Origin of the sequence: Chryseobacterium sp. AG363, assembly GCF_003610675.1 — a bacterium.
Classification (GTDB): domain Bacteria; phylum Bacteroidota; class Bacteroidia; order Flavobacteriales; family Weeksellaceae; genus Chryseobacterium; species Chryseobacterium cucumeris.
The window spans coordinates 1,077,303-1,092,106 of record NZ_RAQF01000002.1 but is presented as its reverse complement, the minus strand read 5'-3'; the positions used below and the strand labels follow the sequence as shown (position 1 = coordinate 1,092,106).

Below are 14,804 nucleotides of genomic sequence, written 5' to 3'. Positions count from 1 at the left end.
GTCAGGTGACACGTCTTTTATTGCTGGATGCTACCCATTCTTCTTTTTGGCATTTCGGGCAGCGTCCGGCATTACCCTCTCTTTTATGTTCAGTATACCCACAGAATATACAAGAGTAATGTCTTTCCTCACGAATATATCGTAACGGATTATGTAATGAGCCTGGCATAATAGGAAGTCCATACCTTACAAATTCATCATCTAAAAAAAATACACTGATTTCTCCTGATATTTCTTCTATAGCCATTTCAATTTGGCCAAGTTGCGAAATTCCCTTTAGTCTCAGCTCTGCAAAGAATTCGTCACTCCCAAGGTTTTCTTTTTGAAAGTTTTTAATTGAAAATTCTCCATTTTCTACCAGGCAGATGGATTTTCCTTCCACCAGATTTTCAAAACTTTTACTTTTTCCGATAAAATGCGTCACAATAGAATATAGAAGAATAATAACAATAAAAACAATAAGGGACGAAATAATTCCAACATCTTTATTAAACATAGGATCTCCTGCTGCCGATCCCAGGCCAATAATGACTACCAATTCAAAGATTGAGAGTTGTTTTACCCCTCTTTTTCCTAAAATTCTAAGTCCGATGATGATGGCAAGGAACATAATCATGGTACGAAGAATGATCTCCAAAAGAAAAGACCATTCTTCGTGTCCCAATAATAATTCTTTCCAATCAAGATTTAAGAGAAAAACTGACAGCATATAAATTATTTATCAGGAAATATTCAAAAAATAAGCCATAACTCCTGTTATTTATTCACATCTATTTCAAACTCGCCTCTTCTCCGTCTTTCAATATGAAACATTGATTTTCGAGTCCTTTTTCTGTTATTTTTCCCTGAATAAATTTTCGGTCTTCTCTGCAATGGCTTACCGCTTCCAGATGGGTTACCCAAACAGTAGAATCCGGTGCATATTCACAGACCTTTACAATGTCTTCACTGGTCATAATAATAGGATCTCCCACAGAGAAAGTGGCGGCTCCTCCGGCAACAATAATGTGCTGTGGTTGGTGTTTGTCAATTTCTGATGCAATTTCATCATACCAAATCGTGTCTCCTGCTATGTAAACGGATTCATTTTCTTTTTTAAAAACAAAACCATTTACGATACCCATTTTTTCTCCTATTTCTCCGGTTCCATGTTGTCCTTTCGTGGCAGATATCTCAATATTTTTCCACTGAATCTTATTATTCACAGCAATAATATTGGTAAATCCCTGTGCAGCAATGTGGTCTGCAATAATATCCGAACAGATGATCGGAATATTTTTATCAAGAAGTCCGACGGCTGCAGGATCCCAATGATCAGGATGAAGATGGGTGACGACAACAGCATCAATTTCTTTTAATCTTTTATTTAGTTCTTCTTTATTAAAAGGCAGATCTGTAAGTGGGTTCATTAATTCACTGTCCGTCATAGGTATTTTCCCCATAGAGTCTTTTTCACCCAGCATAGGATCTACAAGGACGGAAATTCCATCAATATTTAATAGCAATGTTGCATTGCGCCATAATTGTAATTTCATTTTGAGTATGTTTGTAGAACAAAGCTATTACCCGATGAGGGTAAAACAATCGAAGGTTACCAAAAGGTTAACCACAAATATTCAACTGTGTTATGAATTTCGAAGAATTTAAAAACTGTGGATTAAGAAAAAGCCTGAATATTCTTTCAGGGAAATGGAAGCCTCTGATCCTGCACAATCTTTTTGAAGAAGATCGGGTACGTTTTGTAGAACTTTGGCGGAATATGCCCCGGGTTTCCAAGAAAGTATTGGCAGAACAGCTGAAACAGTTGGAAGAAGACCTTATTATTGAAAGGATTGAAGTTTATAATTTCCCACCGGAAGTCTATTATAAATTAACAGAGAAAGGACAAAAACTGGGACCTATTCTTTCCGAACTTCATTCATGGGGAAATGAATTGGGATAAAATTATTTTTAAATATTTTATATATTGTTGAAAAAAAAACTAATAACAATTTTTTACAAATGAAAAGAATCATTATTTTGATCTCCTGCGCAATAGGCACATGGGTAACTGCACAGATAGTGCCACCACCAACGATTCAAAGATCCAACACAACATCCCGCGGCCTAACTGTCAATTCAAGAAAAGGAACATTAATTGAAAAGAAAATCATCAATTTAGGTAAATTTAAAAACCTGAATATTCAAAAAATTGTAACGAAAGATATTTCTGACAATTCATCGGATACTTTTCTTGGAATTATGTATGAATATGAAACCTTTGATGAAATCTCCAAAAAGACACTCACTATTGACAAAAATGAATTGGGAAAACTGATTCAGGCTCTTCAGATGGTAGAACAGAAAGAAAATGAAAAGGCTGGCCAGGAAACCAGATATAAGTTTGTAACGATGAGTAATATTGAATTCGGAAGTGTTTATCGTGAAAAACTTTCTTCATGGGTGAATTATATCAAAATTCCATCCAATCATTTTAATCAGAACTTGCTGGAATTCAATAAAGATGAATTAAAAGAATTGATTGCTATTTTGAAGAAATCAGAACAGGATATTTAAAAAATACCGGCACTGGCATTCAACATAAAAACCTTATAGGTCCTGGAAACCTATAAGGTATATTAAAAAAATTAAAAATAATTATTACCGGACCGGATCTTTTATTCTCTAAACTGATCCAGTACCTCCGTAATATTCTGATAGACAAAATCCAATTCTTCCGATGTAATACAATATGGAGGAACCAGATAGATTACATTTCCTAACGGCCTCATAATAATTCCTCTCTGTAAGAATTCATTGTAAAGCTTCTTCCCTATTTCATTGAAATAAGAAGTATCATTCCCGGTTTTAAAATCGAACGCTAAAATAGTTCCGATCTGACGAACCTTTTCTACATGAGGATGCAAAGCAAGTACTTTCACAAACTCTGAATGTTGATGAGTGATGCGGTTAATATTCATTTGAGTTTCATTTGTCAATAGTAATTCCATACTGGCAAGTGCCGCGGTACAGGCTAGAGGATTAGCTGTAAACGAATGCCCGTGAAATAAGGTTTTATAACGGTCTTCAGAAAGGAAAGCCTCATAAATTTCATTGGAGCAGGTTGTAATTCCCATAGGCATCGTTCCTCCTGTCAATCCTTTTGAAAAACACATAATATCCGGCTTTTCCGTAAGATAATCTGCTGCGAAAAGTTTACCTGTTCTTCCAAACCCTGTAAAAACTTCATCCTGGATCATGAGAACGCCTTCTTCTCTACAGAATTTCATTAGCTGGCTTAAGTCTTCAGCTTTATACATCAGCATTCCGGCAGCACCCTGAACTAATGGCTCATAGATAAAGCAGGCTACTTCAGCAGCAAGTTCTTTAATCTGCAACCGCAGGCTTTCTATATTTTCTGCATTGGGTGTATCTATAAAAACAACTTCAAACAACATGCTTTCAAAAGGTCTTGTCCAAAAGCTTTTTCCACTTACAGACATAGCCCCGAAAGTATCTCCGTGATACGCATTTTTAAAAGCTAAAATCTTTGTTTTCTTATTCTCTTTATTGTATGCATATTGAATACACATTTTCAAAGCAACTTCTACTGCGGTAGAGCCGTTATCCGAATAAAAGACCTTTTCCTGGCTATCAGGCAGAAGTCTCAGTAAATTTTCTGAAAGCTGTATTGCCGGCTCATGGGTAAATCCTGCGAAAATCACCTGTTCCAGTGTATTCAACTGTTCAAAAACACGTTGTGCAATATAAGGATGAGAATGGCCGTGCAATGTTACCCACCATGATGAAACGACATCCAGATATTTTTTTCCTTCGGTATCATACAGATAAATTCCTTTTCCTTTTACAATAGGAATGGCATCATCAGCTGTTTTCATCTGCGTGTACGGATGCCAGTTCACCGCTTTATCTCTCTCCTGCAGACTGATTTCTTTGGTTAATGTATTCATATATTGATCTAAAAAGTAATAAGTGATGGAGATGGATTTAACAATAATTTAGTTGAATATGTTGGAGTAAATGTTGTATTAATCGCAAAGACGCAAAGTTTTATCATAGATTGCGTGGGATATTTAAGGACGCAAGAAAATATTGCTTACTAAGCTTTTGCGCCTTTGCGTTTTCCAACTTGTAGAGCAGTTTATAAAAGTTCAAAAACCAGTTTTATAATAAGCACTATAATACCAATAATCCAGCTCATCACTCATTATTTATCGTTTATAATTTACTAGCAGCATGTTTCTTTTTTCATCATAGGTTTCAATCCTAAGGTCTGCAGCATCTGCATATCTTCAGAAACTCCCGGATTTGGTGTTACCAGTAAAGTTTCTCTTTCTCCCGTGAAAATGGAATTGGCTCCTGCCATAAAGCACCATGCCTGTTCTGTTTCGGTCATTTCTATACGACCTGCGCTTAATCTCACCATAGAAGATGGCATTACGATTCTTGCTGTGGCAATCATTCTTACCATTTCCCAGGTATCTACTTTTTCATTATCTGCTAATGGTGTTCCCGCTACCCTTGCTAATGCATTAATTGGAACGGATTCCGGATGTTTTGGCATTGTTGCCAACGTTAAAAGCATTGAAATTCTGTCTCTATGGGTTTCACCAAGTCCGATGATTCCTCCGGAACATACTGTGATTCCTGCTTTCCTTACATTGTTGATCGTATTGATCCTGTTGTCAAAAGTTCTGGTAGAGATGATCTCCTCATAATACTGTTCAGAAGTATCAAGGTTGTGGTTGTACGCATATAATCCGGCTTCCTGAAGTCTGATGGCCTGTTCTTCGGTAAGCATACCCAATGTACAGCAAACTTCAAGGCCAAGTTCGTTTACTCCTTTTACCATATCAATCACCCGGTCAAAATCACGGTTATTACGAACTTCACGCCATGCTGCTGCCATACAGAATCTTGAAGATCCCGAGTCTTTCGCTTTTTGAGCGTGAGCAATTACAGTTTCTGTAGGTAATAAAGCCTGTACTTTAATATCCGTGTGATAACGGGCTGCCTGTCCACAATAAGAGCAGTCTTCAGGACATCCACCTGTTTTGATGGATAATAAAGTAGATATCTGCACTTCGGAAGGATCATGCCATTCGCGGTGTATGGTGGCTGCTTTATAAATCAGTTCCATCAGAGGAAGGTGGTAAATCTCTTCGATTTCTTCTTTAGTCCAGTCGTTTCTCAATGTTGTTTTTGTATCCATTATCATAATTTTGTTATTACTAATTGCTTTGCAGCATGTTGTACAGATTCCTTATCCGTATTTCTGATTTCCGGGATCTTTATAACTTTTGTTTCTTTTTCGATAAAACTGCAGATCATTCTTTCTGTATCTTCCGGAAAATCTCCGTTAAGAATTAAATATTCCAGCTGAATTTCTCTCTGTTGTAAGGCTAAGATTGAAAGCAGGCTATGGTTGATACAGCCCAGGTAGTTTCTTACAACCAGCGCTGCAGGAATGTTTAATTCCTCAATCAGATCAATCATAAATGTAGTGTCTGAAATGGGCACCATAAGACCCCCGGCTCCTTCTACAATGAGTGGATTTGCTGTTTTGGGGAGTTGAAAATCATTCAGATTGATAGTGGTATTTTCTTCTCTTGCAGACTGATGTGGTGAAGCTGCCAGCTTTAAACGGTAAGTTTCCGGATGGCAAAAGCTGGTGTCTGTCCAGTCTTCAATTTTATGACTGTCTGTATAGTCCAGATCTCCTGATTGTATGGGTTTCCAGTATTCTGTTTTAAAATGCTGAACCAAAACAGCTGAACATACTGTTTTTCCTATTTCGGTTCCTATTCCTGTTATAAATAGTTTCATATCTTTCGTGATTCGGGGTTCGGGATTCGTGATTCGGCTGTTGAAAGTTTTAAATAAATTCTTTAATAATTCCTGTCAGTTTTACAATTTCTTCCTCCGTATTGAAGCTGTGGAGGCAGATTCTCAATCTTTCGCTTCCTTCTTTTACTGTGGGACTGTATATAGCATAGGTCAAAAATCCTTCTTCAGATAAAATATCCTGTAATTCTTTCAGTCTTTGATTGTCCGGGATCACAATAGCCTGAACCGGACTTGTTTCTGCCGATGGAGACTGTAATTTACTGCTTCGGAAAACTTTGGTGTTATTCTGAAGTTTTTCAGCCAGTTCATGATTTTGATCTAAAAATTCATATCCTGTTTTGATGCTCATCCATTGGAAATCCTGTGCTGATGTGGTATAAATGAAAGGACTTGCAAAATTGATCAGGTAAGATTTCACTGTTTCATTACAGAGAATAGCTGCTCCATGAGCCCCGAGAGCTTTTCCATAGGTCACCACAGCTGCTGAAACATGGTTCTGTAACTGTAATTTTTCAATCAATCCATATCCAAAAACGCCGAAGGCGTGGGCTTCATCAACAATCAAAGAAGATTTATATTTGCTGGCAAGGGCAGCGATTTCCTGAACAGGAGCAAAATCTCCTTCCATCGAATAAAGACTTTCTATCGCGATATAACAATGTCCTTTCTGTCTTTTTAAAATATTTTCAAGATCTTCGATATCATTGTGTTTGAATTTCAGTTTTTTAGCATTGGATAGTTTGCAACCATCATGTACTGACCGATGAATTTGTTCGTCCACAATAATGGCATCATGACGGCTGGGAAGCGTTGAAAACAAAGCAAGGTTGGCATTATATCCGGATGGGAAGAGCAATGCCGATTCAAAATGATGTTTCTGCGCAATCTCATTTTCCACGGAAACTGCAATATCACTGTTTCCGCTAATTAACCTTGAACCTGTGCTTCCCGAAAGCAGTTGAGGGTTATCCATAATCTTTTGCAGCAGTAATTGTTGAAGGTCTTTACTTTTTGCAAACCCCAGATAATCATTGGAATAAAAATCAATTCCATCGGATATAAGCCTTAAACTTCTTAAGGTTCCTTTTTCTCTTCGTTTATCAAGGGATTCCTGAAAATGGGAAGTATTGCTAAGCATAATTTAATTGAGCTACTTCTTCTGTAATCGCATTAATCCACTCTTTATGCAGTTCTTTTTCTATGTCCAGAATATGGTCTGCATGATGCTTCCAGTCTGGCGAAAACTCATTGAGCTGATGAATCATTTCTTCCAGATGTCCTTCTTCTTCAAGGATAATAGATTTTACCATAATTTTAGAAGAAGCTTCGGTAAGTGCCTGCTGATAAACAGGGTAAAGTTCATCCGCCCGAACCTCAATAGCATAGGTTACGAAAAGATAGGCAGCATATTTGATATCTGTTTTATTAAGTTGGAAAGCTTCCTGAAGATAACGACAGGCTTTAATATCTAATGAGTGAAGATATTGGCTTGTTGCGATAGGAGCCAGAAGTTCTGTGCTTTCATAGGTTTTGCAGAGTTCAGGGTTTATTTTCCCAATCTGCTTTTTTAAATAATAGGCGTGGCGGTGTTCTTCAGCAGCATGTTTCAGCTGAATCTGAGAAACCAATGTTGGATGTTCACATTTTGATATTTTTCTTGCACCGGCATTTTCCATAAATGAAAGCGTGTTCAGCCATTTGGCGTGGGTACTTCCTTCCTGTACAATTCTTTTTAACAGATGATGAAATTCCATAGATTTTTATTTTGATGTCAAAAGTAGTATATTGCCGGATGGTTGTGTGGTGCCAGTTTTGATATTATGGATAGTCCGGTTAAGATTCCTTACGAAAGTTTTATAAAAATTGATAGAAAATCAGAAACATCAATCTATTTACAGATCGCTAATCAGCTGATCAATGCAATTCAGCGGGGATTTTTGCCTTTCGGAACCAAGCTTCCGGGGACAAGAACTTTCAGTGAAATGCTGGAAATCCATAGAAATACGGCCGTTGCAGTATATGATGAATTATCAGCCCAGGGCTGGACGGAGAGTTTTCCCAACAAAGGAACTTTTGTTATTGGAAAAGATCAGGAAAAACCCGTTAAATTGAATGATTTTAAGCAAAATAACCTTCAGAACTACCCTGTTTCGACTGGTTTTTCATTTAAAACGTCCAATATTTTAGATAATCCTTTCGAGCATTCCAATTGTGAATATGTCTTTAATGATGGGGTTCCGGATATTCGTTTGACGCAGATAGGACAGCATTCAAGATTTTACAGTTCTATTTTAAAGCGCAAATCTAACCAAAAAACGTTGGGACATTATAATCATGACGGAAGTGAATTTTTTAAAGAACATTTATCCCAATACCTGAATCTTTCCCGTGGACTTCCTATTTCTAAGAACAATCTTCTCATTACCAGAAGCACGGAAATGAGTATTTATATTGTTTCTGAGATTCTTCTTTCCAAAGGTGACACAGTATTGGTGGGAGCTTTGAGCTACTTTTCAGTCAATATGATATTTATGAAAGCTGGTGTTGACATTGTTTCAATTCCGATTGATGAAGAAGGAATTATAGTAGAAAGCGTACGGGAAGCCTGTAAAAAGCAGAAAATCCGGATGCTTTATCTGACACCGCACCACCACTATCCTACTACGGTTGCTTTGAGCGCTCAAAGACGTTTCGAGTTGCTGGAACTAGCCAATGAGTATGGATTTATTATTCTTGAAGATGATTACGATTATGAATTTCATTACGATAAAAGTCCTATTCTTCCTCTTGCCAGTGCTGATACCAACGGAATGGTGATCTATATCGGTTCTTTCGGGAAATCTCTGGCACCGGGATTCAGGACAGGATTTATTGTGGCTCCTGAGAATCTGATGACAGAAATGCGTAAATACCTGGGAATTATAGACCGTCAAGGCGATATTCTGATGGAAAGAGCACTTGGAGAAATGATTGCAGAAGGAGAAATCAACCGTTATCTGAAGAAATCTTTGAAAGTTTATCAGGAAAGGCGTGATTATTTTTCCGGATTGCTGGAAGAGAATCTGGGTGAGTTTATCTCTTTTGAAAAACCCTCCGGTGGACTGGCTATATGGCTGGAATGGAATATTCCGCTGAACCTGATGCAGCTGAGTAGAAATTGTGCGAAGGACAATCTTTTTATTCCTAAAACATTGTTATATCAGAATAAAGGGCTTACGGCTATTCGTTTAGGTTTCGGAGATCTGAATGTTGAAGAGATGAATAAAGGAATTGAGGTGTTTTCAAAAAATGTGAAGGGATTGATTGGGTGATGAGATCTCTCGCCGATTGAATAAATTACGGCTTCACTTACTGAAAATCTTTGATTTTCTTGCGTCTTAAAATACATTAATATTAAAAAAACTTGCGCCTTTGCGACTTTCCAAAAAAAAGATTATTTTATTTTTGAACGCGAAGGCGCAAATAATGACCAAAACAATGTGTTTTAAGGCGCGAGGATTTTATCTGCGATAAAATTGATACTGGATATTCTTGCTTTGAATAGTAAAAGTGAAGAGGCTACGTCAAAGTGTCATTCTGAACGAAATGAAATGTAGTGAAGAATCTCTTAGTTAAATTATAATGAGATTCTTCCTTCGTCAGAATGACAAAGCCACAAAAACCACGTCATTTGACTTTTGAGATAACCTCTTCTCTTTATTAATGATGAGAAGGAAAAATTATTTTGTTTTTCTTATGCTTCGGTTGCTTCTTTTTTCTGTTTAAGTAAATGATAAAACCGGTGATGGGAAGTGAAGTTGCAATAATAGCTGCCAGAAAATAAATAATTCTGGTGGTTATTCCCAGAATACTTCCGGTGTGAAGATCGTAATTTCTTTCCCTTAATGCGGTTCCATATCCGGTATTTTTGTTTTTATAAGATTGAGATTTTAAAACTTCTCCTGAATACTGATCAAAATTAAACTGTTCATTCCTGTATTGTCTTGCGTCATAGGTCAACTCTGCATAATAAGTTCCTTCTTCCGATCTCGGAAAATTGACAAGTGCTGATTTTTTGTCTTTCATCCCTTTTTCCATGGTATTTCCAATGAGATTGAGAATGTTTTTTCGGTTTGAAAATTCTTCGGAAGGAATTGTACTTTTGGCTTTCTTTTCTGTTGGAATGTTTCCGTTCAGTGTATTCTTTACCCATTTATCTACATCTTCAAAGCTCCATATCAATGCAGAATAAGATATTAAAAGTAAAGGAATGATGGCATAGAATCCTAAGACATTATGAGCGTCATAATTGATTCTTTTCCAGTTGGCCGATATTTTAATGAAAAACATTCCTTTCAGCATGGCTTTACTCATTTTTCGGGGATACCATATCACAAGCCCTGATAGAAGTATCACAGCAAATATCAATGTGGAATAACCGGTAATTGCTTTTCCGATTTTCTCACCTAGAAGAAGTCTTCGGTGAAGATCCAGCACAATTTCAAAGAAGTCCTTTTTGGCATTTTCTACTTCCTGTACTTTTCCGGTATAAGGATCCACATAAATCCGGTAATAATAAAGATAGGTTCCCCAATACGTCCATGCTTCATTGTCCATTTTTAAGGTACGAAATACATACGTTCGTGAGGGATCGGAAGGCATCACTACCCTTTTGACTTTCAATCCTTCAGGAAGTACTTTTTCTGCTTTTTCCGTAAGTTCAGCCAATGAAAGTTTGTTTCTTCCAATGTTTTCAACATAATATCGGTTGGGGTGAACAATATGTTTTAATTCTTCTTCAAAAGCCAGGATACATCCTGTAGCAGCCATGATAACAACTATAAGCCCGGACGTTAGTCCGAGCCATAGATGTAACTGATAGGCAATTTTTCTGAATTTCAGCTTCATTCTTAAAATTTAAAGCTTACCTCAGCAACAAAATTCCGAGGCATCTGAGCGACTACCACTCCCTGCCCTGCAAAATATTGTGCATTCCCCAGGTTGTTCATTTTAAATCCTAATCTGTATCTTTCTTTTTCAAGAGAAATGGAAGCATTCACTAAAGTATAGGCAGGAAATACAAATTGTCCGGTAACCACTTTATTTCCGGTAATCTGTTTTCCAACACGGTTTACTCCAAAACCTATTCCTAGTCCCTGAAGTCCTTTGATCGGAAGAATATAACTGATCCATGAATTGAATACATTGGCAGGACCTGCAGATTCCGGACGGCGCCTATCTACAGCGGGATCAGCCTTTTCATATCTGCTGTGATTGTAGCTATATCCGGCCATGATATTTAATCCCTGAACAGGGTTCATGATGGTTTCGATTTCAATCCCTTTGCTTCTTTGCTTTCCATCCTGAACAACAATATTGTATTCTTTTCCGTCACGGATCACTCCGGTTCCTCTCTGGATATTATCAACAAGGATATCATAGTATCCAACCGTGAAATTCACTTTATTCCTCCAAAGATTTCCCTTGATTCCTACTTCCCACTGATTCGCCATCTGAGGTTTCATCTCACCGCTAATGTCCGGAAGCTGCTGGGCAACAGGGGCTGTATAGCTGAAACCATTCATATAGTTACCATAGGCAGATAACTGGTCTTTAACGATCTGATATACAATTCCTACTTTTGGAGACCATGCAGTCTGACTGAAATCACCGGTACGTTTGTTATCATTCAGATTAAGCTGTCCTTTACTTTCGTAATGATCCATACGCAAGCTTAAAAGCGTAATCAAACGGTCCGTAATATAAGTGACGTTTGAAATATAGGCTCCATAAAGGTTGGATGCGGAATTATTTCTCACTAAAGGTGTTTTGCCTGCCTGAATGGCTGCCTGTGTAAATGCCTGGATTTTTTGAAGGGCAAGATCTTTAGAAATATTCGGGTATCCTTCTAAGCTTTGTCCGTTGACATTATCAAAGACTACAATTGGAGAATGGTTATTATTGATTGTCTGATTCAGATAATCCAATCCGATCAATACTTTATTTTTAATTTTCCCGATATTAAATTGTCCATTGAAGTTCTGCTGAACACTTGTAGAAGAAGCTTCAGAGTTCTGCCACTGTACATTACGTTCCAGCAGGGCATCACTGGTTGTCCCTCTGATAAACTGGTATTGATATAATCCTTCCGTTTTTCTGAAGTTTCTTGAAAGCAAGGTTTGCGAAGTCCAGTGATCCGAAATTTTGTAATTAGCCTCTGCTTTTACATTAATAGACGGAGCTTTTAAGGTCATATCATTGTTGGAATATGATCTTTTCCAGTCAAAGCCTAGTTCATCAGGATTATGGGCAAAATATTGCCTTGTTCTCGGAAGGAAAATAATCGGAGTATTAGTTCCTTCATAATTATAAATCTGAGCTCCCAGGTTAAATTTCAATCTTTCATTAACCTGGTAGCTTACAGTTGGGGCTACAAAGAATGATTTTCTGAATTCGGAATCTCTGAAACCATTCTGATACTGATAGGCTGCATTCAAACGAAATAACATATTTCTGGATTCTGTAATCGGGCCGTAAACATCAGCGGTAACACGGTTCAGGTTGTAGCTTCCCATCAGATAAGAAGCTTCTCCTCCGAAATAATCTTTCGGTTTTTTGGTTACTGCGTTAATCAAACCTCCAAAAGAAGTTACAGAACCTCCATACAACGTTCCTGAAGGTCCTTTGATGACTTCAAGACGTTCAATATCGGAAGGATCAATCTCACCATTGGTATTGGCTGGTACACCATCTACCATCGATACTTTGGTAGGAAAACCTCTGAGGCTGTAGTAAAAACTCCCGTCTCCGGAACCTCTTCCCGGGCTTCCCTGCATTTTTACCATACCCGGAACATTTTTCAATACTTCCGAAATATCGTAAGTAAGCTGTTCTTTCATGATCTGCTGGTTGATGCTTGTATAAGCCTGTGGATTTTCAAGAACTTTCAAAGGCATTTTGGCCACTGAAGTACTGTCTCTGTCCAAAAATTTATTTCTGCTCACAGCATATACTGTAATTCCTTCAATTACATTATTGTGTAACGGGGCATAGATTGCAGGGATTTCATAGACATCTTTCTGAATGTGGATGGGTTCCCTCATCAGTTCGATGTCATTTAAAACCACCTGAAGCGTATATTCTCCAGGTGGTACATTTTCAAAGTAATATTCTCCTAAATTATTGGTTTTTGCCTGATAAGACGTATTGACAAGTCTTAAAACAGCATTTTTTACCGGTGCTTTTTCAGACAGCATGATTTTGCCATGAACTCTGTCGCCCTGCTGTGCAGAAAGCGAATTGGAAGATAAAGCAAGACCAAGAAGTAATATAAGGGTTTTAGATGTTTTCATGCTGTAATTTTTGTAACAGGGGATAGTTTATTTTACCGTTTTGTGATAAAGGGAATGATTCTATACGTTCTGTGCGTACATATTGTGGATTAATACGCAGTTTATTTTTAATGGTTTCGGTGATGATCTGAGGATCTATTTCCGGATTGTCATACAATACCACAATTTTTTTATCATTGGCATTCAGACATACGAAAGTATTGCCCTGCATTTCATTTTTAAGGATAAATTCTACCTCATCAAGATTAAGACGTATTCCGAAAAGTTTCATGATACGTTTTATTCTACCTGTGATGTAATACATTCCGTTTTCACCTTTTCTGGCGGTATCTCCGGTATGCAGTACAGAAGGCTGCTCGTACGTTGTCAAATCTTCAAGCTTATTGGCGTAGCCTCCGAAAATACTGATGTGTGAAAAGAGAAGTTCATCGGTTTCAGGATCAATTCTGAAACTTCCGTTGTGTACGGGCGTTCCGATAGAGGTTTCTCCCTCCAGCAATCCTTCTGTAGTAAGATAAGCCATTCTTCCTCCAGCCTCAGTCTGGCCATATTGTGCAAAGAAATCTTTTTTAAATTCATGACAATAAGAGAAAATCGTTTTTCTCAATTCCGCGTTAATTACTCCGCCGGTATGGGTAAAATACCTCAGACCTGGAGAATCTTTTCTGAAGAATCCTATTCTGTTCAGATTTTCATAAAGAAAGGGAACTCCACCCAAAGTACTGTAACCGTACTCCTCCATTTCATCCCAGAATGCTTTCTGCATAATGTCTTTATCGGTACAGACAATTCTTCCGGCACGCATGCAGTTGGTGGTGAAAATAGAGAATCCGTACACAAAGTTGATCGGAACGTTTAAAGGAACTACATCCGTTTTCTGAATCGGCATATACTGAAGGATGCTCAATGCGTTCTGATAAAGGCTTTCATCAGATAATTTAACTAGTTTCGGAACACCTGTTGTCCCTGAAGTACTCAAAAGGATTTTGATGTCAGTATGAATGGTAACTTCACTCCTATAATCATCCTTTGCGAAGATGCTGATGTTGTCTGAGAATGCTTTCAGAGTATATCCTTCAATAGCTTCTCTTTGTGGGTCAAAGATGTATTTCGGACGGTATTCTGCCTGAATACGTTCTTTGAATTCTTCATGCACTTTCTGTCCCAGTACCGCAATCGTGTGCGCTGTTCCGTAAAAATTGAGAAGCACCTCAATGCTTGGCAGCTGATTGTCGTTGTACAAAAAGAGCAGTCCTTTTTCTACAGGATTTAAGCCTAAAGACCGGTACAGTGTTCCCACCGGTATTGTTGTACCGGTGGAAGCATCTGTAAACGCCAGGTTCTTATTGGCAATTACATTTTCTAAAATTTTCATAGGCTTAGTTTTCTACGAATACATCGTATTTTTTCATTTTTTCACGAATCTTGCCGACGGTTCCCATCTCAAGAATATCATTAAAATCAAATTTGATCTGATAAAACTGTTCAAGGGCTTCTACGATCAAAAGATGAGACATAGAATCCCATTCCGGGATTTCCTGATACGTAAGCTTTTCATCTACCAATTCTTTTTTTATAGCGATGGCAGAGGCGATAATTTCATAAAATTCTTCTGTAGTGTTCATT

14 protein-coding genes are annotated in these 14,804 nt (G+C 37.7%); 3 read left to right on the top strand and 11 right to left on the bottom strand.

The features are described 5' to 3' along the window. Position 1 precedes the first annotated feature (1 nt). Positions 2 to 709 carry a DUF421 domain-containing protein gene (locus DEU39_RS04880; RefSeq protein ID WP_120231134.1) on the bottom strand — a complete coding sequence of 236 codons (708 nt, stop codon included), beginning with the start codon at positions 707 to 709 and terminating at the stop codon, positions 2 to 4. A 61-nt stretch (positions 710 to 770) separates the two neighbouring features. Beyond that, complete coding sequence (locus DEU39_RS04875; protein WP_120231133.1) at positions 771 to 1,535, bottom strand: MBL fold metallo-hydrolase; 765 nt, start codon at positions 1,533 to 1,535, stop codon at positions 771 to 773. Positions 1,536 to 1,627: 92 nt separating this feature from the next. On the opposite strand from DEU39_RS04875, the gene DEU39_RS04870 reads away from it, so the two are divergent. Continuing rightward, entirely contained in the window at positions 1,628 to 1,942 is a 315-nt protein-coding gene (locus DEU39_RS04870) for a winged helix-turn-helix transcriptional regulator (protein ID WP_120231132.1), read from the top strand. Between the two features lie 59 nt (positions 1,943 to 2,001). Then, on the top strand, positions 2,002 to 2,556 hold the full coding sequence (locus DEU39_RS04865; RefSeq protein WP_062669542.1) for a hypothetical protein: 555 nt from the start codon (positions 2,002 to 2,004) through the stop codon (positions 2,554 to 2,556). Between the two features lie 101 nt (positions 2,557 to 2,657). Here DEU39_RS04865 and bioA read toward each other — a convergent pair whose 3' ends face one another. The 5 genes from bioA to DEU39_RS04840 all read right to left on the bottom strand — a co-directional run bounded on the left by bioA (position 2,658) and on the right by DEU39_RS04840 (position 7,601). Continuing rightward, positions 2,658 to 3,950: an adenosylmethionine--8-amino-7-oxononanoate transaminase gene (bioA, locus tag DEU39_RS04860; protein ID WP_120231131.1), complete on the bottom strand. Its 1,293-nt coding sequence runs from the start codon at positions 3,948 to 3,950 to the stop codon at positions 2,658 to 2,660. Positions 3,951 to 4,228: 278 nt separating this feature from the next. Continuing rightward, positions 4,229 to 5,212 carry a biotin synthase BioB gene (gene bioB / locus DEU39_RS04855; protein WP_120231130.1) on the bottom strand — a complete coding sequence of 328 codons (984 nt, stop codon included), beginning with the start codon at positions 5,210 to 5,212 and terminating at the stop codon, positions 4,229 to 4,231. Positions 5,213 to 5,214: 2 nt separating this feature from the next. After that, on the bottom strand, positions 5,215 to 5,826 hold the full coding sequence (bioD, locus tag DEU39_RS04850) for a dethiobiotin synthase (RefSeq protein ID WP_120231129.1): 612 nt from the start codon (positions 5,824 to 5,826) through the stop codon (positions 5,215 to 5,217). 49 nt (positions 5,827 to 5,875) lie between these two features. Further along, positions 5,876 to 6,985, bottom strand: coding sequence for an aminotransferase class I/II-fold pyridoxal phosphate-dependent enzyme (locus DEU39_RS04845; RefSeq protein ID WP_120231128.1), 1,110 nt, complete (start codon positions 6,983 to 6,985; stop codon positions 5,876 to 5,878). Next, on the bottom strand, positions 6,978 to 7,601 hold the full coding sequence (locus DEU39_RS04840; protein ID WP_120231127.1) for a hypothetical protein: 624 nt from the start codon (positions 7,599 to 7,601) through the stop codon (positions 6,978 to 6,980). Before DEU39_RS04840 ends, DEU39_RS04845 begins: the two co-directional genes overlap by 8 nt. Before the next feature lie 66 nt (positions 7,602 to 7,667). Between DEU39_RS04840 and DEU39_RS04835 the strand changes: the two genes are divergently transcribed. After that, on the top strand, positions 7,668 to 9,158 hold the full coding sequence (locus DEU39_RS04835) for a PLP-dependent aminotransferase family protein (RefSeq protein ID WP_120231126.1): 1,491 nt from the start codon (positions 7,668 to 7,670) through the stop codon (positions 9,156 to 9,158). Positions 9,159 to 9,546: 388 nt separating this feature from the next. Here DEU39_RS04835 and DEU39_RS04830 read toward each other — a convergent pair whose 3' ends face one another. The 4 genes from DEU39_RS04830 to DEU39_RS04815 are packed head-to-tail and all read right to left on the bottom strand — an operon-like array spanning position 9,547 to position 14,803. Beyond that, positions 9,547 to 10,734, bottom strand: a complete 1,188-nt coding sequence (locus DEU39_RS04830) for a PepSY-associated TM helix domain-containing protein (RefSeq protein WP_120231125.1) — start codon at positions 10,732 to 10,734, stop codon at positions 9,547 to 9,549. Between the two features lie 2 nt (positions 10,735 to 10,736). Further along, positions 10,737 to 13,178 carry a TonB-dependent receptor gene (locus tag DEU39_RS04825; protein WP_183037375.1) on the bottom strand — a complete coding sequence of 814 codons (2,442 nt, stop codon included), beginning with the start codon at positions 13,176 to 13,178 and terminating at the stop codon, positions 10,737 to 10,739. Then, the gene (locus tag DEU39_RS04820; protein WP_120231124.1) at positions 13,165 to 14,553 is read right to left on the bottom strand and encodes an AMP-binding protein; all 1,389 of its coding nucleotides are present in this window, start codon (positions 14,551 to 14,553) and stop codon (positions 13,165 to 13,167) included. Before DEU39_RS04820 ends, DEU39_RS04825 begins: the two co-directional genes overlap by 14 nt. A 4-nt stretch (positions 14,554 to 14,557) precedes the next feature. Next, on the bottom strand, positions 14,558 to 14,803 hold the full coding sequence (locus DEU39_RS04815) for an acyl carrier protein (protein WP_002979498.1): 246 nt from the start codon (positions 14,801 to 14,803) through the stop codon (positions 14,558 to 14,560). Position 14,804 lies beyond the last annotated feature (1 nt).

Bases quoted from the DNA above. Each gene is read 5' to 3' on its own strand.
- DEU39_RS04880 (WP_120231134.1), bottom strand. From the start codon at position 709: ATGCTGTCAGTTTTTCTCTTAAATCTTGATTGGAAAGAATTATTATTG.
- DEU39_RS04875 (WP_120231133.1), bottom strand. From the start codon at position 1,535: ATGAAATTACAATTATGGCGCAATGCAACATTGCTATTAAATATTGAT.
- DEU39_RS04870 (WP_120231132.1), top strand. From the start codon at position 1,628: ATGAATTTCGAAGAATTTAAAAACTGTGGATTAAGAAAAAGCCTGAAT.
- DEU39_RS04865 (WP_062669542.1), top strand. From the start codon at position 2,002: ATGAAAAGAATCATTATTTTGATCTCCTGCGCAATAGGCACATGGGTA.
- bioA (WP_120231131.1), bottom strand. From the start codon at position 3,950: ATGAATACATTAACCAAAGAAATCAGTCTGCAGGAGAGAGATAAAGCG.
- bioB (WP_120231130.1), bottom strand. From the start codon at position 5,212: ATGGATACAAAAACAACATTGAGAAACGACTGGACTAAAGAAGAAATC.
- bioD (WP_120231129.1), bottom strand. From the start codon at position 5,826: ATGAAACTATTTATAACAGGAATAGGAACCGAAATAGGAAAAACAGTA.
- DEU39_RS04845 (WP_120231128.1), bottom strand. From the start codon at position 6,985: ATGCTTAGCAATACTTCCCATTTTCAGGAATCCCTTGATAAACGAAGA.
- DEU39_RS04840 (WP_120231127.1), bottom strand. From the start codon at position 7,601: ATGGAATTTCATCATCTGTTAAAAAGAATTGTACAGGAAGGAAGTACC.
- DEU39_RS04835 (WP_120231126.1), top strand. From the start codon at position 7,668: ATGGATAGTCCGGTTAAGATTCCTTACGAAAGTTTTATAAAAATTGAT.
- DEU39_RS04830 (WP_120231125.1), bottom strand. From the start codon at position 10,734: ATGAAGCTGAAATTCAGAAAAATTGCCTATCAGTTACATCTATGGCTC.
- DEU39_RS04825 (WP_183037375.1), bottom strand. From the start codon at position 13,178: ATGAAAACATCTAAAACCCTTATATTACTTCTTGGTCTTGCTTTATCT.
- DEU39_RS04820 (WP_120231124.1), bottom strand. From the start codon at position 14,553: ATGAAAATTTTAGAAAATGTAATTGCCAATAAGAACCTGGCGTTTACA.
- DEU39_RS04815 (WP_002979498.1), bottom strand. From the start codon at position 14,803: ATGAACACTACAGAAGAATTTTATGAAATTATCGCCTCTGCCATCGCT.